This window comes from Candidatus Pelagibacter sp. HIMB1517, assembly GCF_052047895.1.
GTDB lineage: Bacteria > Pseudomonadota > Alphaproteobacteria > Pelagibacterales > Pelagibacteraceae > HIMB114.
On record NZ_JBNAIW010000003.1, the window covers coordinates 13,961 to 35,150 of the forward strand.

Consider the following 21,190-nt stretch of genomic DNA (forward strand, 5'->3'; position numbering starts at 1 on the left):
TATGATGTTGCTTATTATGTTCTCCATACTGTTATTTTTATTAAGTATTAATGTGCCAATTGCTGTTGGTATTGCAATTACAACAGTTATTGCAATGGTAGTTAACCAAGGTCCATCATTTTTAATAGATACCGCAATTGTTCTTTATGACGGAACGATGAAATTTCCTTTAATTGCAATTCCTTTATTTATTTTAGCGGGATCAATTATGAATACCGCAGGTATATCAAGAAGATTAATTGCATTCGCATCTGCCTTAGTTGGTTTTATCAAAGGTGGATTAAGTATGATTAATATAGCTGTTTCAATGTTTTTTGCTGAAATTTCAGGTTCGGCTGTGGCAGATGTTGCGGCTCTTGGTTCTATTTTAATTCCTGCAATGAAAAAGAAAGGTTACCCTGGTGCTTTTTCTGCAGCGGTGACATCATCTTCAGCTTCACTTGCAATAATTATTCCCCCATCAATTCCAATGATTTTATATGCGGTAATGGCTCAAAGTTCTGTTGTTCAGTTATTTGTTGCTGGAATTATTCCAGGAATTTTAGGTGGATTTTTAATGATGCTAGCAGCATATATCTATGCTCGTAAAAAAGATTTACCCGTAGAAGAGGCTTTCGATATTCAAAATCTTAAAAAAACCGCAAAAGAAGCTGGATTAGCATTTACATTGCCATTAATAATTTTAGGTGGAATTTTTGGCGGTGTAGTTACCGCAACAGAAGGTGCTGGGTTAGCAGTTTTGGCGGCTTTAGTTATAGGTTTTATTCATAGAGAATTAAACTGGAAAAGTTTTTATAAAGCTGCATCAGAAGGAGCAACTCAAACGGCAATAGTAATGTTATTAGTTGGAGCATCTGTTCTTCTTGGTGAATTTTTAACGATTGAGCAGATTCCACAAAAAGTTGCAGAATCTATTATTGGAATAACAAATAATAAATATTTTGTTTTAATGATATTAAACGTATTTTTATTAGTAATTGGATTATTTTTACACTCTGCTGCTGCAATTATTTTAACTGTCCCAATAGTGATGCCACTAGTAAATGCTGTTGGAATTGATCCAGTACACTTTGGAATTATCGTAACTTTAAACTTAGCTATCGGTCAACAAACCCCACCAGTAGCCAGCGTATTAGTTACAGCATGTTCAGTTGCAAAAGCTGATATTTGGGAGGTGACAAGAGCAAACATCATGTTCATAGGTGTTTTATTATTTTTGTTAATGGTTGTTACTTATATCCCAGCAGTACCAATGACTTTAGTTGAGTATTTTTACAGATCATAAATGACTTTAATTAAGAAAAAAAAGATAAATAAACATATTTTAGAAGTATCTCTAAACCGTCCTGAAAAATTAAATGCATTAACCAAACCCATGTGGAAAGAGCTGGGAAAAGTCTTTAAAAAATTAAGTAAGATTAAAGATTTAAGATGTATTGTGATTAGAGGAGAAGGTGGAAAATCCTTTTCACCTGGAAATGATATTGGAGAGTTTGAAAAAGAAAGATCTAACAGTAAATTAGCTAAAGCATATGGAGTTTTTTTACACGGCACTTTAAGAGCTATTCAGGATTGTCCTATACCAACTGTTGCTTTAATCGAGGGTATTTGTGTTGGTGGTGGCATGGAAATTGCAGCATGTTGTGATCTGAGAGTTTGTGGAACATCTTCAAGGTTTGGAGTTCCAATTAAAAGACTAGGCTTAACTATGGCAGCAAAAGAATTGCAAGCTTTACTTGGTATAACTAATTATTCAACAGCTATGGAAATTTTACTTGAAGGAAGGATATTGAGCGCCAAAGAAGCTTATGAAAAAAATTTAGTAAATAAAGTTGTTCCAGATGAAGATGTTGAAAAAGAAGCGTATAAAACCGCTGAACTAATTTGTGAGGGTGCACCAAAAGTAGCAAGGTGGCACAAACAATTTGCAAAAGAGATTCTAAAAACTGGAAAAGTCACGAGTAAGTTAAATAATCTTGGTTACAAATGCTATGATACAAAAGATTTTCAAATAGGTTACAAATCTTTTTTAACAAAAACAAAACCAAAATTTAAAAATAAATAAAATGCCCGGTCCAATTCAAGGAGTAAAAGTTTTAGAACTTGCTCAAATCATGGCTGGACCAACATGCGGATTAATGCTTGCAGATCTTGGAGCAGAAGTAATTAAAATAGAAAAAATACCAGGTGGAGATGATACGAGAAGGTTTTTGCCACCTGATATTAACGGTGAAGCATCTGCATATATGATGATGAATAGAAATAAAAAAGGGATTGCAATAAACTTAAAAGAAAAAGATGGAATTAATATTTTAAAAAAAATGATCAAAGAATCTGATGTTGTTATAGAAAATTTTAGAAAAGGAACGATGGAAAAGCTTGGTATTGGTTATGATGAGTTAAAAAAAATCAACCCAAAAATAGTTTATTGTGAAATATCAGGTTACGGAAGAACAGGTCCATACTCTGACAAAGGTGGATTTGATTTAGTTGCTCAAGGCATGAGTGGTTTGATGAGTATTACTGGTGAAAGTAAAGACAAACCTCCAATGAAGGTTGGAGCTCCACTTACAGATATCACCGCTGGTATTCTTGGAGCAACGGGTGTTTTGGCTGCGTTGATTAATCGTGAAAAAACTGGAGAAGGTCAAAGGGTAGATACATCTTTATTTGAAGCGGGTATTGTTCATACATATTGGCAATCTGCGATTGCGGTTGCAACAGGTAAATCACCAGGCCCATTAGGTTCGGCACATCCTCTTACAGCACCTTATCAAGCTTTTAAAACTAAAGATAATTGGATTACAGTTGGAGCATCTAATCAAAAAACTTGGTTAAGGTTAATCAAAGCTTTAAATAAAGAAGAGTTACAAGAAGACGAAAGATTTAACAGTAACGATAATAGAATGAGCAATCTAACTTCTTTAGTTGAAGTTCTTCAAAAAGAAATTTTAAAAAAAACTTCTAAAGAATGGATAGATATTTTTGACAAAGAAGGTTTGCCATGCGGCCCAATTAATTCAATAACTGAAATGCATAATGATCCTCACACAATAGATAGAAAGATGATTATAGAAGTAGAAAATAAAAAAGCTGGAAAATCTAAAGCTATTGGTATGCCAATTAAATTTTCAAAAACAAAAATTGAAAATAGTACAGGAGCCCCTGTTTTTGGAGAACACACAGACGAGGTTTTGCTGAATTTTGGTTATTCAGACACAGAAATTAAAGATTACAAAACACGAGGAATTGTAGCTTAGTGTTTAAGCTTAATAATAAATTTAATAAAACCAGCTATTTTATTAAGGAATTAAAGCTTTGCCATGTAAGGCTTCACGATAATTCTAAATTTCCATGGATAATGTTAATTCCTAAAAGAGCAAGTGTATCTCAGTTTCTAGATTTAAATAAAAAAGATCAAATCCAACTTTTAAATGAAATCCAACATTGTAGTAAAAAAATGAAACAACATTTTAAATGCAATAATTTAAACGTAGAAAAAGTTGGAAATATCATACCTCAATTACATATTCATATAATTCCACGGCATAAAAAAGATCCAACGTGGCCATTACCAGTTTGGGTTACCAAACCAAAGCCGTATCCAAAAAAAGAATTAGAAAAAATATTATCTAAATTAAAAAAAATTATTTAATTAAATTTTTTGATCGTATTCACCAATCTTCCCAGTTTCTTGCAAATATTTATCAATAAAATTAAAGATTGCTTTTTTTCTTTTATCTGAGGTTGGACTTTCAGTAACTACAACTAAAGAAGGTTTGTTTGATGAAGCTCTTATCAAACCCCAGGATCCATCGCTTAAAGAAAATCTTACGCCATTTACTGTTAATACATCTTTTATCTCTTCACCATCGACTAATACTTTGTCATTTTTAAATTTTATAAATTTTTTAACTAGCTCATCAACAACTTGGTATTTTTCTTCATCTTTGCAAAAAGGAGCCATTGTTGGTGTTTGAAAGGTTTTTGGAAGTTCATTAATAATTTCATTCATTTTTTTGTTTTGATTATTTAATAAGTGGCAAACTTGTATTGCAGAATTAATTCCATCATCGTAACCTAGACCTAATGGTTGATTAAAGAAAAAGTGACCACTTTTTTCAAAACCTGCGAGTGCTTTTTCTTTGTTAACTTTTCTTTTTATGTGCGAATGACCAGTTTTCCATAAAATAGTTTCACAATTATTTTTTTTCAAAATTTTATCGTGAGAGAACAGACCAGTTGATTTAACATCTATTACAAATTTTGAATTAGGATATTGAGGAGCTAAGTTCCTTGCGATTAATAATCCAATTTTATCAGAAAATATCTCTTCACCATTATTATCAATGACTCCAACACGATCTCCATCGCCATCAAAACCAAATCCAACATCAGCATTATTCTCCTTTACTGTTTTTGAAATAGCATGAAGCATTTCAAGGTCTTCTGGATTAGGGTTATATTTTGGAAATGTAAAATCCAGGTTACAGTCCATCTCAATCACATCACATCCAATACCTCTTAAGATATCTGGAGCAAATATTCCGGCAGTTCCATTACCACATGCAACAACTGCTTTGATTTTTTTTTGTATTTTGTTTTTTGAAATTAAATTTTTTTTATAAACATCAATAAAATTTTCTATTTTTTTAATACTTCCTTTACCTGATATAAATTTTTTATTTAATACAATTTCTTTTAGATCTTGCATTTCTTCAGGAGCATGGGTTAAGCCTTTTGCAATACCCATTTTAACTCCTGTCCATCCATTTTCATTATGACTTGCTGTAACCATTGCTACACCGTCAGCTTCTAATTCAAATTGCGCAAAGTACGCCATTGGAGATAAAGACAGTCCTAAATCTTCAACATGACATCCAGTTGAGATTAAACCTTCAGTTAAGGAATCTTTAATTTCTTCACTGTAAGACCTGTAATCATATCCAACCACAACTCTTGGGTTTTGTTTTTTTGTTTCTGAAATAATTTGTGAACCCAATCCGCAGCCTAAATTTTTAATTCCAGCTAGATTGATGTCGTCAGGATAAAGCCATCTAGCATCGTATTCTCTGAACCCATTGTGATTAATGTGGATAGTAGAATCAGACATAAGAAACCATTAATGAATTAGCAGTTATTTTGAAAGCCAATAATTAACAGGCCTTAATTTTCTTATTGATTTATTTATAAGTTCATATTATGTTCTCTTGCTTGGAACATACAATTAGTATACTCAAGCTTTATAGACACAACATATAGTTGTTTTTACATAAAAACGTAACAAAAAGGCTAAAAAATGCAAGATAACATCGCTCTGGCTATCAAGAATGCTTTGGAAGAAAACAAGGACAAAATTGTAGAAGAATCTAGCAAAATCAACGCTGATTTGAAGAGGCCAGACCTATTTAGCCTTTCAAACGACACTGAATTATTTCAAAACGAAGAAGGAATCACTATCAAGATCGATAGATCACGTGACGCTAATCTAACTGATTTTGGTATGGCAACTCTAACAGATAGATATTTAAGTGAAAACGAGTCTTATCAAGATTTATTTGCAAGGGTAGCCGCAACTTATGCTGATGATAATCTTCATGCACAAAGACTTTATAATTATATTTCTAAATTATGGTTCATGCCAGCAACACCTGTACTTTCAAACGCAGGCACATCAAGAGGTTTGCCTATTTCGTGTTTTTTAAATGAAGCTGCAGATTCATTAGATGGGATTGTAAATCTGTGGAGCGAGAATGTTTGGCTTGCTGCAAAAGGTGGTGGAATTGGAAGCTACTGGGGTAACCTTAGAGCTATTGGAGAAAAAGTTGGAAGAGTGGGAAAAACTTCGGGAATTATTCCGTTTATCAAAGTAATGGACTCTTTAACACTTGCAATTAGTCAGGGTTCTTTAAGAAGAGGTTCAGCAGCATGCTATCTTCCGATTGATCATCCTGAGATAGAAGAGTTTATTGAAATGAGAAGACCAACTGGTGGAGATCCGAATAGAAGAGCTTTAAATTTGCATCACGGTGTACTCGTGACAGATGCGTTTATGAGAGCTGTTGAGACTGATGCTGACTGGCCTTTAAAGAGTCCATATGACGGTACAGTTCAATCAACAATTAAAGCAAGAAATTTATGGATTAGATTATTAACTGCAAGAGTTGAGACAGGTGAGCCATACATTGTTTATATTGACACTGTTAATAGAATGATACCTCAGCATCATAAACTTGCTGGTCTTACTGTTAAGACATCAAATTTATGCAGCGAGATAACTCTACCAACTGGAATTGATAAGTACGGAAAAGATAGAACAGCGGTATGTTGTTTGTCGTCTTTAAATTTGGAAAATTATGACGAATGGAAAGATGAACCTGGATTTATTGAAGATATAATGAGAATGTTAGATAACGTTTTATCTGATTTCATTAATCGTGCACCTGAATCATTCAAAGACGCAAAATATTCTGCAATGAGAGAAAGAAGTGTTGGACTTGGAGTTATGGGATTTCATTCTTACATGCAAAGACACATGATACCACTCGAGTCTGTTATGGCTAAAGTTTGGAATAAAAAAATGTTTCAGTTCATCGACAAAGAAGTTAACGCTGCTTCAAAAAAATTAGCTGAAGAAAGAGGACCTTGTCCTGATGCAGCTGAGTATGGAATTAATGAAAGATTTTCTAATAAAACTGCAATTGCACCAACAGCATCTATTTCAATTATTTGCGGAGGAGCATCGCCAGGAATTGAGCCAGTAGCAGCAAACAGTTATACGCACAAAACTTTATCTGGTTCTTTTAATGTTAGAAACAAATACTTGAAAAAAATCTTACAAAAGTACAATCAAGATACAAATGAAGTTTGGTCTTCAATTACAACAAACCAAGGTTCAGTTGAACATCTAGATTTTTTATCTCAAGATGAAAAAGATGTATTTAAAACTGCTTTTGAAATTGACCAAAGATGGTTAATTGATCATTCAGCAGATAGAACACCTTATATATCTCAGGCTCAATCACTTAATGTGTTTATACCTGCTGATATTCATAAAAAGGACCTTCACCAGATTCATTATCAAGCTTGGAAAAAAGGATTAAAAAGCCTTTATTATTGCAGATCTAAATCAATCCAAAGAGCTGAAGTTGTGAATACAAGTTTTGCAAAAACTAAAAAGCAAAAAAATCAAGAAAACCAACAAACAAATGATTACGAGGAGTGTTTATCATGTCAGTAGCACCTAAATTAGAAGAAAAATCAGGTTATTACGATGGGTATTGTGATAACGAAGGATTATTAAAAGAAAAAGCAGTTTATAAACCATTTAGATATCCATGGTGTTATGACGCTTGGTTAACCCAACAAAGAATACACTGGTTACCGGAAGAAATTCCATTAGCTGAGGATGTTAGAGATTGGCAAAAGAATCTAACAGCTCATGAAAAAAATCTTTTAACTCAAATATTCAGATTTTTTACTCAAGCTGATGTTGAGGTAAATAACTGTTACCTAAGACATTACACAACGGTATTTAAGCCTACAGAAGTTTTAATGATGATGACTGCATTTGCTTCAATGGAAACAATTCATGTTGCAGCTTACTCTCATTTACTTGATACAATTGGAATGCCAGAGTCTGAGTACTCAGCTTTCTTAAAGTATAAAGAAATGAAAGATAAGTATGATTACATGCAGAACTTTAATGTAAATAATAAAAGAGAGATTGCAAAAACAGTTGCAGTATTCTCAGCTTTCACTGAAGGTCTTCAGTTGTTTGCAAGTTTTGCAATTTTATTAAATTTCCCAAGATTTAATAAAATGAAAGGAATGGGGCAGGTAGTAACTTGGTCAGTAAGAGATGAGACTTTGCATTGTAATTCAATGATCAAAATCTTTAATACTTTCTGCGCTGAGAACCCGGGTCTTTTAGATGAGTCTTTGAAAAAAGAAATCACAGACGCTTGTAGAACAATTGTTGAGCATGAAGATGCTTTTATTGATCTTGCATTTGAAATGGGTCCAATTGAAGGATTAACAGCTCAACAAATTAAAGATTACATCCGTTGGATTGCAAACAGAAGATTAGTTCAGTTAAAGCTGGATGAAATTTATGATGTTAAAGAAAATCCACTAGAATGGATTGATACCATGTTGAATGGTGTTGAGCACATGAACTTCTTTGAAGGTAGAGCAACAGAATATTCAAAAGCTTCTACAAAAGGTTCGTGGGTTGAAGCATTCGATTTCACAAGGTAAGTTGAAATATAAAAATTATTGGAGAAAAACTGGTCTCAAAAAACCTTTCGGAGACCAGTTTTTGTCTTTCTTAAATTCTATTAACCCAAAAAATGTTCTAGAAGTTGGTGTATTTTGTGGAGTAACAGCAAGGAATATTTGCGAACTTTTAAATAAAAATCATAAAAATAACTTTTCTTATTTCGGATTAGATCTTTTTGGTTCAGAAAAACAAAATAATATTGATGAAATTGAACCTAAATTTTTAAAAAATCAAAATTTTTCAAACCCATTAAAAAAAATCTACTATAACTATATTCTTAAAGAAAATTTAAATTCTTTGGAAAGTGTTTCAAAATTCCTAAAAAAATTTTCAAACAATATTCAGTTAGTAAAAGGTGATACAAAAGAGACTTTAAATACAATTCCTTTGGAAAAAATTAATTTTGTTTTTTTGGATGGTGGTCACAGCTATGAAACAGTAAATAGTGACTTGAATATACTTATGCAAAAATTACCAAAAAATTCTCATATTTTATGTGACGATTACTGCGAAAACTTTGAAATAAAAGAGGTTAGTTCTGCAATTAATGATTTTTGTAAGAAAAACACTCTAAAAGTTGAAAAAAAATTTTATCGCTTTGCTTACATTTTTAAAGATCGGTAAGTTTTTTTAGCGAAATGAATAAAAAATTATTTTCTTTATTATGTGCTTTAATAACATCATTTATTTGGGGTACAGCATTTGTTGCACAAGATATGGGCATGGATCATATTGGTCCACTTACGTTTACTTCAGCTAGATTATTTTTAGGTTTTTTAACTTTATTACCATTTTTAATAATAATTGATTTTAAAAAAATAAAACAAGACAAGCATGATTTTAAAAAGGTTTTTATTTATCTTTTGTTTATCGGTTTTTTAATTGCTTATGGCAATGCTCTTCAACAATATGCTTTGCTTTATACTGATGTAGCAAATACTGCTGTATTTACTGTATTGTATGTCGTTTTTGTTCCATTTGTTTCTTATTTTTTTTTCTCAAAGAATATTCATTGGTCCGTGTGGCCTTCAATTTTTACATGTTTATTAGGAGGTCTATTCTTAACTGAGCTTGATAATGTTGTGGTAAGATTAGGAGATAGTATTGCATTATTTAATGCTCTTTTTTGGTCTTTTCACATAGTTTTTATTTCAAAACTTCTAAGAATTTTTAATTATCCAATTACAATTGCGGCTCTACAATGCCTAATTGGTTCAATTTTTACTTTTTTACCCGCACTCATTTTTGAAGAGGTAATTTTTGCAAATATTTTATTAGAATATAAAGAAATCTTATACGTTGGTATTTTATCTAGCGGCTTTGCTTTTATGCTTCAAATATTTAGTCAGCAAAATTTAGGCCCAGCACCAGTTGCTATTATTTTTTCTTTGGAAGGCGCTATAGCAGCATTAGCAGGCTGGATTATTTTAGATCAATTTCTAAATGAGATTAAAATCTTTGGAATATTCCTTATTATTTTTGCAGTAATATTTTCTCAAGTCGCTCCAATATATAAAAAGAATAACATCAAAAATTAGCCATTGGCATTGATGATATGAGTTTAAATATTTTATTTAAGTTTAGATCTTCTTCTTCAAGTTTTATTAAGCCATCTAATCCTATTAATGTAATCGGTGATTTAAACTCATTTTGAATGAAAATGCTTTCAATTTTATATGAAGAAAGTTTAACTTTATTATTTTTGATTTCATCTTTTATTTCTTTAATTTTAGAGTGATTTTTGTTTATGAGTATTAACCTTTTTTTCCAAAGGTATTTTTCTAAATCTAAAGTGTTATTTTTCAATTTTTCTGTGTGGTGCGCCAGTATATTTTGAAAGAGGTCTGATTAATTTGTTATTTTCAAATTGCTCCATAATATGTGCTGACCAACCTGTAATTCTTGAAACAATAAAAATTGGTGTAAAGAAATCAATATCAAAACCCATTAAATAATAAGTTGGACCTGCTGGAAAATCTAAATTTGGCTTAATATTTTTTTCTCTAAGCATCGTCTCCTCAAGTATCCTTGAAATCTCAGGCAATTCTTTGTTTTGATAATACTCCGCAGTTTTATGATAATATTCAGTCATAGTTGGGACTCTAGAATCTCCGTTTCTGTAAACTCTATGACCAAATCCCATAATTAATTCTTTATTCTTAATTCTGTTTAATATGAATTCTTCAGCTTTATCAGGAGATCCAACCTCATTTAACATGTGTGCAACAGCTTCATTTGCCCCCCCATGTAATGGTCCTTTTAAACTTGCTATTCCACCAACCACTGCACCGTGAAGGTCAGATAAGCTACTTGTGATTACTCTTGATGTAAAAGTTGAGGCATTAAAACTATGCTCTGCGTATAAAGTCATTGAAACATCAAACGCCTTCACAACTTCTGGACTTGGCACTTTACCAAAACACATATTAAAAAAATTTTCACAAAATCCTAATTTTGGATCAGGATCAATGATATCTTGTCCTTTTCTAACTCTGAAGTTTGCTGCGACAGCTGTAGATATTTTAGCCAAAAGTCTCATTGATTTTCTCATGTTTGCTTCTTTAGAGTTGTCAGCAGCATCAGGATCCTCTAACCCCATATGACTAACTGATGTTCTTGTCGTATCCATTGGATGAGCATTTTTTGGATAGTTTTTGATAATAGATTTTAAATTTTCAGATATAGGTCGATTTGCTCTTTCTTCTTTTTCAAAATCTTCTAGTTGTTTTGAATTCGGAAGATCATCATGAAGTAATAAGTAAGCTACTTCTTCAAATTTACATTTTGCACATAGGTCTTGAACTGTATAACCTCTGTAAGTTAATGAATTAATTTCAGGCATTACTTCAGAAACTTTTGTTTCATCAGATATAACACCAATTAAGCCTTTTTTAATTTCATCGCTCATTATTCATGTCCTTTTTGTGAAAAATTAAATACTGATTGATCAAATTCTCCATATTTTTCATAATCAACTACTTCATAAAGTCTTTTTCTAGTTTGCATTTTATCAATAACATTATTTTGATGTCCTTCTTCAAAAATTTGTCTAAGTCCATCTTCTACGTTTTTCATTGCTAATCTTTGTGTAGTTACTGGGTATATAACTAAATTATAACCAAGGTTTTCTAGTTCTTCTTTTGTTAAAAGTTTAGATTTTCCAAACTCTGTCATGTTAGCTAAAAGATAACATTTTAACTCTTTTCTCATTTTTGCAAATTCACTCTCATCTTTCATGGCTTCTGGAAAAATCATATCAGCACCAGCATCAACATAAGCTTTGCAACGATCTATTGTTTTATCTAAGCCTTCAACTGCATTTGCATCAGTTCTAGCAATAATTAAAAAATTTTTATCAACTCTAGCATCAACTGCTGCTTTTATTTTTTTAACCATATCTTCGGTTGAAACGAGTTCTTTATTATCTAAATGACCACATCTTTTAGGGTTAGTTTGATCTTCAAGATGACATCCAGAAACACCTAAAGTTTCAATAGTTTGAATAGTTCTTGAGACATTCATTGCTTCACCAAATCCCGTATCAATATCAATAATCGTCGGAAGGTTTGTTACTCTTGCTATTTGATGTGAGCGATTTGCTACATCATTTAATGTTGTAAGTCCGATATCTGGAAAACCCAAATCATTAGCCATAACGCCACCAGATACATAAACTCCATCATATCCGATTTGTTCAATTAATTTTGCGACTAAAGGATTATAAGCACCAGGAAAACGTAAAAGTTTTCCGCTTTTTAATTTGTTTGCAAATTCAGCTTTTTTTTCAGTAGGATTTTTTTCTACAAAATGCATGTGCGGTTTATACTACAATAATTTTAATAATAATTATTTAATAGTAAGGTAATTTGACGCTATCTGCTTAACTACCTCAAAATCTTCAATTAAATGATCATGATGAATATCTTCTAGTTTTTGTTCAGTATACCCATCGTTAATTAGAATAAAATGCACCCTTGCTGCTTTAGCGGTATTTGCATCTGTTTCAGAGTCTCCTAGCATAATAGAATTTTTTTTATCAATATCCAAAATATCTAAAATATCAGTAAGGTGTCTTGGATCTGGTTTTCTATAATCAAATGTATCTGCACCTGCAACATAGTCAAAATATTTATAAAGATTAATTTCTTTTAAAAGTTTAATTGCAAGATCTTCTCTTTTATTTGTGCAGACTGCACAAATAATATCTTTTTCTTTACACCAATCTAATAGAGAGATTACATTTTTTCTAATTGTAGAATGCCCGGAAATATTTTTTCTATAAAAAGATATAAAATCATCGGTCATTTGCTTGTGAGTTTGAGGATCAATTGGATTTTTTTTAATCAAGTTTCCTTGAGCATCGATTGATCTAATTAACATTGCTGCAGCTCCACGACCTGCCAAATGCCTAATACTTTCTAGTGGTTTTTCTTCATAACCATATTTTTTCATGACATAATTATGAGCCGTCATAAGATCTGGAGCGGTGTCTACTAAAGTACCATCAAGGTCAAAAACTAAACAATTTTTCATCAATTAATTAAGTAACAATTTGTGAATTAATACTGACTCATATTAGTATATTACACAATCACTTATGGCAAATAACCTAAATATCCTTATTCTTGCTGCAGGCAAGGGAACTAGAATGAATTCTAAATTGCCAAAAGTTCTTCACAAGCTCAATGAAAAAACAATGTTAGAGCATGTTTTGGACCAGTCTAAATTATTAAAGCCAAAAAAAGTTTTTATTTTAATAAATAAACAAATGACATTTGTTAAAAAATTATTTCCAAAAGAAAATTTTTTAATTCAAAATCCTCAGTTAGGTACTGGCCACGCAGTTCAAGTTTTTTTAAACAAGGTTAAAATTAAAAAAAGTGAAAAATTGTTAGTTTTGTATGGTGATAACCCACTCGTTGAAAGCAAAGACATTCAACTAATGTATGACAAGATTAAAAAAAGTAATTTAGTTTTATTGGGTTTTGAAAAAAAAAATAACAAGTCATATGGAATTATTATTCATAATAAGAATGGAGTTAGTGAGATTATTGAATTTAAAGAAGCCAATTCAAGGCAAAAGAAATTAACAACATGCAATTCTGGAATAATAGCTTTTGATAACCAATCATTAAATCTTGTAAAAAAAATAGATAATAAAAACAGGAAAAAAGAATACTATTTAACTGATATAGTTAAGCTTTCGAGGCAATATCGCCTTAAAATTAACTTAGTTTTAGCCCAGAACGAGAAAAATGCTGTTGGCGTAAATGACCAAATCGAATTACTAGAAGCAGAAAAAATTATGCAAGATAGATTGAGAAAAAAATTTATTAAACAAGGTGTTAAGTTTGTTGATCCTAGTACTGTTTATTTGTCATCAGATACTAAAATTGGAAAGAATGTAAAAATAGAGCCATTTGTAGTGATAGGAAAAAAAGTAACCATAGGCAACAATGTAATTATAAAATCTTTTAGTCATTTGGAAGACGCAAAGATTAAAAATAAAGTTGAGGTTGGTCCTTACGCTAGATTAAGACCTGGTTCAATTTTAGAGGATAATTCAAAAGTTGGAAATTTTGTTGAAATAAAAAAATCTAAAATAGGCAATGGATCAAAAGTAAATCATCTTTCATATATCGGAGATGCTTCGGTTGGAAAGCAAGTTAATATTGGAGCAGGAACAATTACTTGTAATTATGATGGTAAAAATAAGTTTAAAACGACTATTAAGGACTCAGCATTTATCGGCTCAAATACGTCATTAATTGCCCCAGTTACAATTGGTAAAAATTCTTTAGTTGGCGCAGGCTCTTCAATTAGTAAAAGTGTAAAAGATAATAGTTTGGCATTAACAAGAGCTGAGCAAAGAAATTTAAGAAAAAAGAAATAAAAAAATAAAATGTGTGGAATTGTAGGAATAAATAGCAGCAAGCCTGTAACTGGAGTTATATTAAATTCTCTAAAAAAATTAGAGTATAGAGGATATGATTCAGCTGGAGTGGCAACGCTTAAAGATGGCTTCATTAACGAAACAAAATGCGAAGGTAGAGTAGAGAGCTTAGAAAATATAATTTTAAAGAATAAAAATGACGGACCTATTGGTATTGGTCATGTTAGATGGGCAACCCACGGACAGCCAAGCCAAATTAATGCCCATCCTCATTCATCAGAAAAAGTATCTGTAGTTCATAATGGTATTATTGAAAATTCAACTTTATTAAAAAAACATTTAATTAGGGCTGGTCATGAATTTAAATCCCAAACAGATACTGAGGTTATTACTCACTTAATTACAGAATATTTAAAAAAAAATGATTTAAAAACTTCAATATTAAAAATGCTAAAGAGATTACATGGAAGTTTTGCTCTTGGAATTATATTCAAAGATTTTCCAGATATTATTGTTGGAGCGAGAAGAGGTTCTCCATTAGCTGTTGGCTATGGACCAAATGAAAATTATTTAGGTTCAGATTCTTACGCTTTAAAAACAATGACGAATAAAGTCAGTTATCTTAATGATGGTGAGTTTTGTTTTATACATAAAAATCAAGTTGAGTTTTTTAATTCTGAAGGTGAAAAAGTTAATAAAGAGGTATTAGAGGTTTCAACTGATGATCAAGGTTATGACAAAGGTAATTTTAAACATTTTATGGCAAAAGAAATTCATGAACAGCCAGATACAATTAAATCTTGTTTAAAAGAGTATATCGATAAAATTAACAAGGAAATCAATATCATTAATTTCCCGTGGGATAGTAAAAAAATAGAGAGTATTAAGTTAATCGGATGTGGAACCGCTTATCATTCTTGTTTAATGGCTAAATATTGGATTGAACAATTAACTGATATTGAAGTTGAAACTGATATTGCCTCTGAGTTTAGATATAGAAAAAATAAATTTAAGAACTCACAATTATACATTTTTGTATCTCAGTCAGGTGAAACCGCAGATACTTATGCAGCTTTAGATTTATGTGTAAAAAATAAAATGAAAACTTGCTCTGTTGTAAATGTTGTTGAAAGTTCGATTGCAAGAGACTCAGACTATGTTTTGCCAATTCATTGTGGACCAGAAGTTGGTGTCGCGTCTACAAAGGCATTTCTAGGCCAATTACTAGTATTATATTTATTAACATTAAAACTGTCTATTTTGAGAAATGAAATTTCTAAAAACGATTATAGTAAAAAAATTGATAATCTTTTAGAGCTTCCGAAATTAATTGAAGGCACTTTAAAATGCGAGAGTGAAATTCAAGAAGCTTCTAAAGATTTTTCTAAAGCAAAAGGTTCAATGTTTTTAGGACGAGGATATTCTTTCCCAATAGCACTGGAAGGTGCATTAAAGCTTAAAGAACTTGCTTATGTTCATGCCGAAGGTTATCCAGCCGGAGAAATGAAACATGGTCCTTTAGCTTTAATTGAAAATGGGATGCCTGTTGTTGTGATTGCCCCACGTGATGAGTTCTATAAAAAAACCGTATCTAATATGCAGGAAGTAATATCTAGAGGTGGTAAAGTTTTATTAATATCGAACAAAAGTACAGATGAAATAAGTTCTGAAAATTTATGGAAAAAAATTCAAGTTGAAACAATTTCAGAAGATCTTTTCCCTTTTCTTGTAACGATCCCATTGCAATTACTTGCTTACTACGCTGCAAATTCTTTAGGTTACGATATTGATAAACCTAGAAATTTAGCAAAGTCAGTTACCGTAGAATAATTTATCTTGTTAATTACATCTTAGAGTTTATATACTCATGGTTGTATGACTAATTGGAAATTAAATAGCTGGAGATCTAAACCGATCAAGCATCAACCTGTTTATGCTGATCAGGGAAAGATAGATAATGTTTTAAAAGAGTTATCTACTTTTCCTCCATTAGTTTTTGCTGGAGAGTCTAGATCCCTAAAGAAAAAACTTGGCGAAGTTTCTCAAGGAAAGGCATTTTTGCTTCAAGGTGGAGATTGCGCAGAGAGTTTTTTAGAATTTCATCCAAATAACATCAGGGATTTTTTTAAAGTGGTATTACAAATGTCACTTATATTAACAGTATCTTCAAAACTACCTGTTATCAAAGTTGGTAGAGTAGCTGGACAATTTTCAAAACCCAGAAGTTCACCAGTTGAAGTTAAAGATGGAAAGGAATTACCTAGTTACTTAGGTGATAACATAAATTCAATGGAATTTACCAAAGAAGGTAGAGACCCGCAGCCAGAAAGATTGCTAAAGGCTTATTCTCAATCAGCTGCAACATTAAATTTACTACGTGCTTTTTCTCAAGGAGGTTTTGCTGATCTGAATAAGGTACATTTATGGAATATGTCATTTGTTAATGAGACAGCACAGAAGAAATATAAAGAAATTGCTGAAAAAGTTAGTGATGCACTTGCTTTCATGGAAGCTTGCGGAATAAATTCAGAGAACAATAGAAGATTAAGGACTGTTAATTTTTATACAAGTCACGAGGCATTATTGCTACCTGTAGAAGAAGCAATGACAAGAATAGATTCTACAACTGGTGAATATCACAATACTTCTGCACACTTTCTGTGGATTGGAGATAGAACTAGACAATTAGATGGTGCACATGTTGAATACTGCAAAGGTATAAAAAATCCTTTAGGTATAAAATGTGGACCTACATCTGATCCAAAAGAAATTGTAAAATTAACTGAGGTTTTGAATCCTGATAATGAACCGGGTAGAATAACTTTGATTGCAAGATTTGGTCACGATCAAGTTACAAAATTTTTACCAAATTTAATCAAAGAAGTTAAAAAAGCTGGACGAAATGTAATTTGGTCCTGTGATCCTATGCACGGAAATACAATCAAATCTTCTACAGGTTTTAAAACTAGACCTTTTGATAATGTGTTAAGTGAAGTAAAGAATTTCTTCAAAGTACACCAAGATCAAGGTACTTTTGCAGGAGGTTTGCATATTGAGATGACAGGTCAAGATGTAACTGAGTGTACAGGTGGCGCTCAAAATATTACTGATAAGGATTTATCGAATAGATACCATACTCATTGCGACCCTAGATTGAATGCTAATCAAGCATTAGAACTTGCTTTTTTAATTTCAGAAGAAATTAAGAAAAATGCTAATTTTTCTAAAAATGGCATACAAGAAGCGTCATAACTGCAATTGTAGTTTTTTATATCCTTGATAACCTGAAATTATGGACGTTGAAAAAAGAGTAAGCATAATTAAAGATTGGATTGTTGACTATGTTAACAGCATGCCAAAAAAAGCGTCAACTTTAGTTGTTGGTGTGTCTGGTGGAATAGACTCTGCAGTAGTAAGCACCATTTCTTCAATGACTGGCATTAAAACAATTGTTTTGTCTATGCCAATTAGACAAATCAAATCACAAGATGATTTAAGTAAATTACATTGTAACTGGTTAGAAAATAAATTTAAAAACACAAGTTATCTAAATATTAATCTTGATGATGTTTTTACAAATTTTCAAAATGCTCTTGGACCAAATGATAACGAACATGCTTTTGCAAATTCTAGGGCAAGACTAAGAATGACAACCTTGTATCAAGTTGCAGGCTCAAATAATGGAATTGTAGTTGGAACAGGTAATAAAGTAGAGGATTTTGGCGTAGGTTTTTACACGAAATATGGAGATGGAGGGGTTGATATTTCTCCAATAGCTGATTGCACTAAAACACAAGTTTGGGATATGGGAAAATTCTTAAAAATTGACCAAAAAATTATTGACGCTCCTCCTACAGATGGCTTGTGGACTGATGGAAGAAATGATGAGGATCAATTAGGCATGTCTTATCAAGATTTAGAAGAAGCCATGATTAATCCAGATTCAAAAAATTTTGAAAAATATAAAAAAATTAGAGAAAATAACCTTCATAAAATGAAGGAAATACCTGTTTGTAAATTTAATTAAGGTGTTTATTAATTATTTTAATGGCACTTAAAATTTCAAATACTTTAACTCGATCTAAAGAAAAATTTATACCAATAGATGAAAAAAATATTAGAATGTATGTTTGCGGCCCAACCGTATATGATTATCCTCATGTTGGAAATGCAAGACCATTAATTGTTTTTGATTTATTATTTAGATTATTATCTAAAATTTATCCAACTTCTAAAGTTACATATGTAAGAAATATAACAGACATTGATGATAAAATTATTGAAGCATCAAATAAATCTAAAATTTCAATTCAAGATCTTACAAGTAAAGTAACAAAAGATTTTCATGATGATTGTAATTACCTAGGATGCCTCAATCCAACAATAGAACCTAAAGCTACAGAGCATTTAAATGAAATGATTAATTTAATTAAAAAATTAATTCAAAATGATTTTGCCTATGAGTCTAATGGACATATATATTTTCAAGTTACAAAATTTAAAAAATATGGAAATTTATCCAATAAAAAAATTGAAGAATTAATTTCTGGTTCTAGAGTTGAGGTTTCTGATAACAAAAAAGAACCAGGAGACTTTGTTCTTTGGAAACCTAGCAAAGAAAATGAACCTAGTTGGGACTCTCCATTTGGAAAAGGGCGCCCAGGTTGGCATCTAGAATGTTCCGCAATGTCTGAAAAATATCTTGGTAATCATTTTGATATTCATGGCGGAGGTTTAGATTTAATTTTTCCCCATCATGAAAATGAAATTGCCCAATCTGTTTGTGCTAACAAAAATGAAAAATTTTCTAATTACTGGTTACACAATGGTTACGTTACTGTTGAAAAACAAAAAATGTCAAAATCACTTGGTAATTTCATTACCATTAATGAATTAAAAAAAAATTATAATGGACAGGTTGTAAGACTCGCTATGCTAAGCACACATTATACTCAACCATTTGATTGGAATGAAAATATTTTAGATGTATCTCAAAAAAGCTTAGATAAATGGTATGAATTTTATTCTGATGAAAAAGAAGAAATAAGCGAAGAAAATTTAAAATTTTTATTAGATGATTTAAACACACCTTTAATGATTTCAAATATCCATGAGTTATATAAAAAAGCAAAAACTGGAGACAGTTTGTCGGCTAAACAGTTATCATCTTCATGCAAAATTTTAGGTTTATTTAATCAAACCTACGATGAATGGAAAAACTTTAAAAAAATAGGAAAAATTACTGCAGAGGAAATAGAAAAATTAATATCAGAGAGAAATAAAGCTAGATCTAAAAAAGATTTTAAAACATCAGATGAAATTAGAGATTTGTTAGTAAGCAAAGGTGTTCTAATTAAAGATAAAGATGGTATTACGACCTGGGAATATAAATGAGTAAAGAAAAAATTTATTTATTTGATACTACTTTGAGAGATGGTGCTCAAACTGAAGGTGTTGATTTTAGCATGGATGACAAAGTTAAAATTGCTAATGGATTGTCTGAAGTTGGCATAGATTATGTTGAAGGTGGTTGGCCTGGTGCAAATCCTACAGATACAAGTTTTTTTAACGAACCACCAAAATTAAAAAGTAACCTAGTTGCTTTTGGAATGACGAAAAGGTCTGGCAGAAGTTGCGAAAACGATCCTGGTATATCGTCAATTGTAAACGCAAATGTTAATCATGTATGTATTGTTGGAAAGAGTTGGGATTATCATGTTGATGTTGCTCTTGGTATCTCTAAAGAAGAAAATTTAGAAAATATTAAAGATACAACTAAATATTTTATTAAAAATAATAAAGAGTTTATGTTTGATGCTGAACATTTTTTTGATGGTTATAAAAATAATAAAGATTATGCTCTATCTTGTTTAAAAGCTGCTTATGATAATGGAGCTAGATGGATTGTTCTTTGTGATACAAATGGCGGAACACTACCTAATGAAGTCGCCGAAATTGTATCCGATGTATCAAAAATAATTCCAAATGATCATATAGGTATACATGCCCACAATGATACTGGTAATGCAGTTGCAAATTCATTATCTGCAGTATTAGCGGGAGCAAGACAAATACAAGGAACATTAAATGGATTAGGTGAGAGATGTGGTAATGCTAATTTAGTTTCAATAATACCTACATTAATTTTAAAAAATTCTTTTAATAAGAATTTTGAAACAAACATTGATACTAAAAAACTAAAAAAACTTACAAATTGCTCTAGGTTATTGGATGAAGTTTTAAACAAAACTTCAAATAAACATGCTCCATATGTTGGCGCATCAGCTTTTGCACATAAAGGAGGATTGCATGTTTCTGCTGTTCAGAAAGATCCTAAAACATATGAGCATATTGAGCCAGAGCAAGTTGGTAACGAAAGATCAATTGTAATTTCTGATCAAGCAGGTAGATCAAATATTTTATCAAGATTAGAAAAGCTTGATATTCAAATAAATAAAGACGATCCTAAAATACAAACTATTTTAGATGAAGTTAAAGATAGAGAGTTTACAGGCTATTCTTATGATGGAGCAGATGCTTCTTTTGAACTTTTAACAAGAAGGTTGTTAGGAGAGGTTCCAAATTATGTACAAATTAAAAATTATGAAGTTAAAATTGCAAAAGATACCGATAAAAAAAATATTAACTCTGTTGCCAAAGCTTATTTAATTGTTGATGGAAAAGAAATTCTTTGTGAAGGTGAAGGTAACGGTCCTGTAAATGCATTAGATCAAGCAATAAGATCTAATCTTGATAAAATTGGAAAGTATTCAGATTATTTAAAAGATTTAAGATTGATTGATTATAAAGTTAGAATCTTAAACACAGGCACAAATGCAACAACTCGAGTATCAATTGAAAGCTCTGATGACAAAGGCAAAAGTTGGTTTACCATCGGTGTATCACCAAACATAATAGAGGCTTCATTCAAGGCTCTGTTAGATAGTATAGATTACAAGCTTTTTAAGGAAAATGCTCCCTCAAGTAGCAATTGACAATAGGTTTTTGATATCTAT

At 31.2% G+C, this 21,190-nt stretch carries 19 protein-coding genes; 14 read left to right on the top strand and 5 right to left on the bottom strand.

From position 1 onward, the window contains the following. Position 1: 1 nt before the first annotated feature. Genes ACTTAT_RS02195 through ACTTAT_RS02210 form a run of 4 tightly spaced genes read left to right on the top strand, consistent with a single transcriptional unit; the run spans position 2 to position 3,655 of the window. Positions 2–1,285, top strand: a complete 1,284-nt coding sequence (locus tag ACTTAT_RS02195; protein ID WP_440679431.1) for a TRAP transporter large permease — start codon at positions 2–4, stop codon at positions 1,283–1,285. Continuing rightward, positions 1,286–2,065 (top strand): enoyl-CoA hydratase/isomerase family protein, encoded by a 780-nt coding sequence (locus ACTTAT_RS02200; protein ID WP_440679432.1) that lies wholly within the window; start codon positions 1,286–1,288, stop codon positions 2,063–2,065. Position 2,066: 1 nt separating this feature from the next. Then, the gene (locus ACTTAT_RS02205) at positions 2,067–3,260 is read left to right on the top strand and encodes a CaiB/BaiF CoA transferase family protein (protein WP_440679433.1); all 1,194 of its coding nucleotides are present in this window, start codon (positions 2,067–2,069) and stop codon (positions 3,258–3,260) included. After that, entirely contained in the window at positions 3,260–3,655 is a 396-nt protein-coding gene (locus ACTTAT_RS02210) for an HIT family protein (RefSeq protein ID WP_440679434.1), read from the top strand. Before ACTTAT_RS02205 ends, ACTTAT_RS02210 begins: the two co-directional genes overlap by 1 nt. Here the strand turns inward: ACTTAT_RS02210 and ACTTAT_RS02215 are convergent, their stop codons facing one another. Then, positions 3,656–5,113 (bottom strand): phosphomannomutase/phosphoglucomutase, encoded by a 1,458-nt coding sequence (locus ACTTAT_RS02215; protein ID WP_440679435.1) that lies wholly within the window; start codon positions 5,111–5,113, stop codon positions 3,656–3,658. It lies immediately after the preceding gene. A gap of 186 nt (positions 5,114–5,299) precedes the next feature. On the opposite strand from ACTTAT_RS02215, the gene ACTTAT_RS02220 reads away from it, so the two are divergent. The 4 genes from ACTTAT_RS02220 to ACTTAT_RS02235 are packed head-to-tail and all read left to right on the top strand — an operon-like array spanning position 5,300 to position 9,819. After that, the gene (locus ACTTAT_RS02220; RefSeq protein WP_440679436.1) at positions 5,300–7,240 is read left to right on the top strand and encodes a ribonucleoside-diphosphate reductase subunit alpha; all 1,941 of its coding nucleotides are present in this window, start codon (positions 5,300–5,302) and stop codon (positions 7,238–7,240) included. Next, positions 7,231–8,259 (top strand): ribonucleotide-diphosphate reductase subunit beta, encoded by a 1,029-nt coding sequence (locus ACTTAT_RS02225; RefSeq protein WP_009360059.1) that lies wholly within the window; start codon positions 7,231–7,233, stop codon positions 8,257–8,259. The genes ACTTAT_RS02220 and ACTTAT_RS02225 overlap by 10 nt, the downstream gene beginning before the upstream one ends. Next, complete coding sequence (locus ACTTAT_RS02230) at positions 8,234–8,905, top strand: class I SAM-dependent methyltransferase (RefSeq protein WP_440679437.1); 672 nt, start codon at positions 8,234–8,236, stop codon at positions 8,903–8,905. The genes ACTTAT_RS02225 and ACTTAT_RS02230 overlap by 26 nt, the downstream gene beginning before the upstream one ends. A 14-nt stretch (positions 8,906–8,919) precedes the next feature. Further along, positions 8,920–9,819 (top strand): DMT family transporter, encoded by a 900-nt coding sequence (locus ACTTAT_RS02235; RefSeq protein WP_440679438.1) that lies wholly within the window; start codon positions 8,920–8,922, stop codon positions 9,817–9,819. Here ACTTAT_RS02235 and ACTTAT_RS02240 read toward each other — a convergent pair. Genes ACTTAT_RS02240 through ACTTAT_RS02255 form a run of 4 tightly spaced genes read right to left on the bottom strand, consistent with a single transcriptional unit; the run spans position 9,809 to position 12,814 of the window. Beyond that, positions 9,809–10,087 (bottom strand): hypothetical protein, encoded by a 279-nt coding sequence (locus ACTTAT_RS02240; protein ID WP_440679439.1) that lies wholly within the window; start codon positions 10,085–10,087, stop codon positions 9,809–9,811. The genes ACTTAT_RS02235 and ACTTAT_RS02240 overlap by 11 nt on opposite strands. Continuing rightward, positions 10,077–11,189 (bottom strand): bifunctional 2-methylcitrate synthase/citrate synthase, encoded by a 1,113-nt coding sequence (locus ACTTAT_RS02245; protein WP_440679440.1) that lies wholly within the window; start codon positions 11,187–11,189, stop codon positions 10,077–10,079. Before ACTTAT_RS02245 ends, ACTTAT_RS02240 begins: the two co-directional genes overlap by 11 nt. Continuing rightward, positions 11,189–12,094, bottom strand: a complete 906-nt coding sequence (gene prpB / locus ACTTAT_RS02250) for a methylisocitrate lyase (RefSeq protein ID WP_440679441.1) — start codon at positions 12,092–12,094, stop codon at positions 11,189–11,191. The genes ACTTAT_RS02245 and prpB overlap by 1 nt, the downstream gene beginning before the upstream one ends. A 33-nt stretch (positions 12,095–12,127) precedes the next feature. Then, complete coding sequence (locus ACTTAT_RS02255) at positions 12,128–12,814, bottom strand: HAD-IA family hydrolase (RefSeq protein WP_440679442.1); 687 nt, start codon at positions 12,812–12,814, stop codon at positions 12,128–12,130. A 64-nt stretch (positions 12,815–12,878) separates the two neighbouring features. Here ACTTAT_RS02255 and glmU point away from each other — a divergent pair, with 64 nt between their 5' ends. Genes glmU through cimA form a run of 6 tightly spaced genes read left to right on the top strand, consistent with a single transcriptional unit; the run spans position 12,879 to position 21,169 of the window. Next, positions 12,879–14,174 (top strand): bifunctional UDP-N-acetylglucosamine diphosphorylase/glucosamine-1-phosphate N-acetyltransferase GlmU, encoded by a 1,296-nt coding sequence (gene glmU / locus ACTTAT_RS02260; protein ID WP_440679443.1) that lies wholly within the window; start codon positions 12,879–12,881, stop codon positions 14,172–14,174. A 9-nt stretch (positions 14,175–14,183) separates the two neighbouring features. Beyond that, positions 14,184–16,004, top strand: a complete 1,821-nt coding sequence (gene glmS, locus ACTTAT_RS02265) for a glutamine--fructose-6-phosphate transaminase (isomerizing) (protein ID WP_440679444.1) — start codon at positions 14,184–14,186, stop codon at positions 16,002–16,004. Positions 16,005–16,049: 45 nt separating this feature from the next. Further along, positions 16,050–17,426 carry a class II 3-deoxy-7-phosphoheptulonate synthase gene (locus ACTTAT_RS02270; RefSeq protein ID WP_440679445.1) on the top strand — a complete coding sequence of 459 codons (1,377 nt, stop codon included), beginning with the start codon at positions 16,050–16,052 and terminating at the stop codon, positions 17,424–17,426. Positions 17,427–17,466: 40 nt separating this feature from the next. Continuing rightward, on the top strand, positions 17,467–18,201 hold the full coding sequence (gene nadE / locus ACTTAT_RS02275) for an NAD(+) synthase (protein ID WP_440679446.1): 735 nt from the start codon (positions 17,467–17,469) through the stop codon (positions 18,199–18,201). A gap of 20 nt (positions 18,202–18,221) precedes the next feature. After that, on the top strand, positions 18,222–19,568 hold the full coding sequence (gene cysS / locus ACTTAT_RS02280; protein WP_440679447.1) for a cysteine--tRNA ligase: 1,347 nt from the start codon (positions 18,222–18,224) through the stop codon (positions 19,566–19,568). After that, on the top strand, positions 19,565–21,169 hold the full coding sequence (gene cimA / locus ACTTAT_RS02285) for a citramalate synthase (RefSeq protein ID WP_440679448.1): 1,605 nt from the start codon (positions 19,565–19,567) through the stop codon (positions 21,167–21,169). Before cysS ends, cimA begins: the two co-directional genes overlap by 4 nt. The last annotated feature ends 21 nt before the right edge of the window (positions 21,170–21,190 follow it).

Coding starts and splice junctions, on each gene's coding strand:
- cysS (WP_440679447.1), top strand. CDS start 18,222: ATGGCACTTAAAATTTCAAATACTTTAACTCGATCTAAAGAAAAATTT.
- prpB (WP_440679441.1), bottom strand. CDS start 12,094: ATGCATTTTGTAGAAAAAAATCCTACTGAAAAAAAAGCTGAATTTGCA.
- nadE (WP_440679446.1), top strand. CDS start 17,467: ATGGACGTTGAAAAAAGAGTAAGCATAATTAAAGATTGGATTGTTGAC.
- cimA (WP_440679448.1), top strand. CDS start 19,565: ATGAGTAAAGAAAAAATTTATTTATTTGATACTACTTTGAGAGATGGT.
- ACTTAT_RS02270 (WP_440679445.1), top strand. CDS start 16,050: ATGACTAATTGGAAATTAAATAGCTGGAGATCTAAACCGATCAAGCAT.
- ACTTAT_RS02215 (WP_440679435.1), bottom strand. CDS start 5,113: ATGTCTGATTCTACTATCCACATTAATCACAATGGGTTCAGAGAATAC.
- ACTTAT_RS02195 (WP_440679431.1), top strand. CDS start 2: ATGATGTTGCTTATTATGTTCTCCATACTGTTATTTTTATTAAGTATT.
- ACTTAT_RS02255 (WP_440679442.1), bottom strand. CDS start 12,814: ATGAAAAATTGTTTAGTTTTTGACCTTGATGGTACTTTAGTAGACACC.
- ACTTAT_RS02225 (WP_009360059.1), top strand. CDS start 7,231: ATGTCAGTAGCACCTAAATTAGAAGAAAAATCAGGTTATTACGATGGG.
- glmS (WP_440679444.1), top strand. CDS start 14,184: ATGTGTGGAATTGTAGGAATAAATAGCAGCAAGCCTGTAACTGGAGTT.
- ACTTAT_RS02235 (WP_440679438.1), top strand. CDS start 8,920: ATGAATAAAAAATTATTTTCTTTATTATGTGCTTTAATAACATCATTT.
- ACTTAT_RS02205 (WP_440679433.1), top strand. CDS start 2,067: ATGCCCGGTCCAATTCAAGGAGTAAAAGTTTTAGAACTTGCTCAAATC.
- ACTTAT_RS02200 (WP_440679432.1), top strand. CDS start 1,286: ATGACTTTAATTAAGAAAAAAAAGATAAATAAACATATTTTAGAAGTA.
- ACTTAT_RS02220 (WP_440679436.1), top strand. CDS start 5,300: ATGCAAGATAACATCGCTCTGGCTATCAAGAATGCTTTGGAAGAAAAC.
- ACTTAT_RS02245 (WP_440679440.1), bottom strand. CDS start 11,189: ATGAGCGATGAAATTAAAAAAGGCTTAATTGGTGTTATATCTGATGAA.
- glmU (WP_440679443.1), top strand. CDS start 12,879: ATGGCAAATAACCTAAATATCCTTATTCTTGCTGCAGGCAAGGGAACT.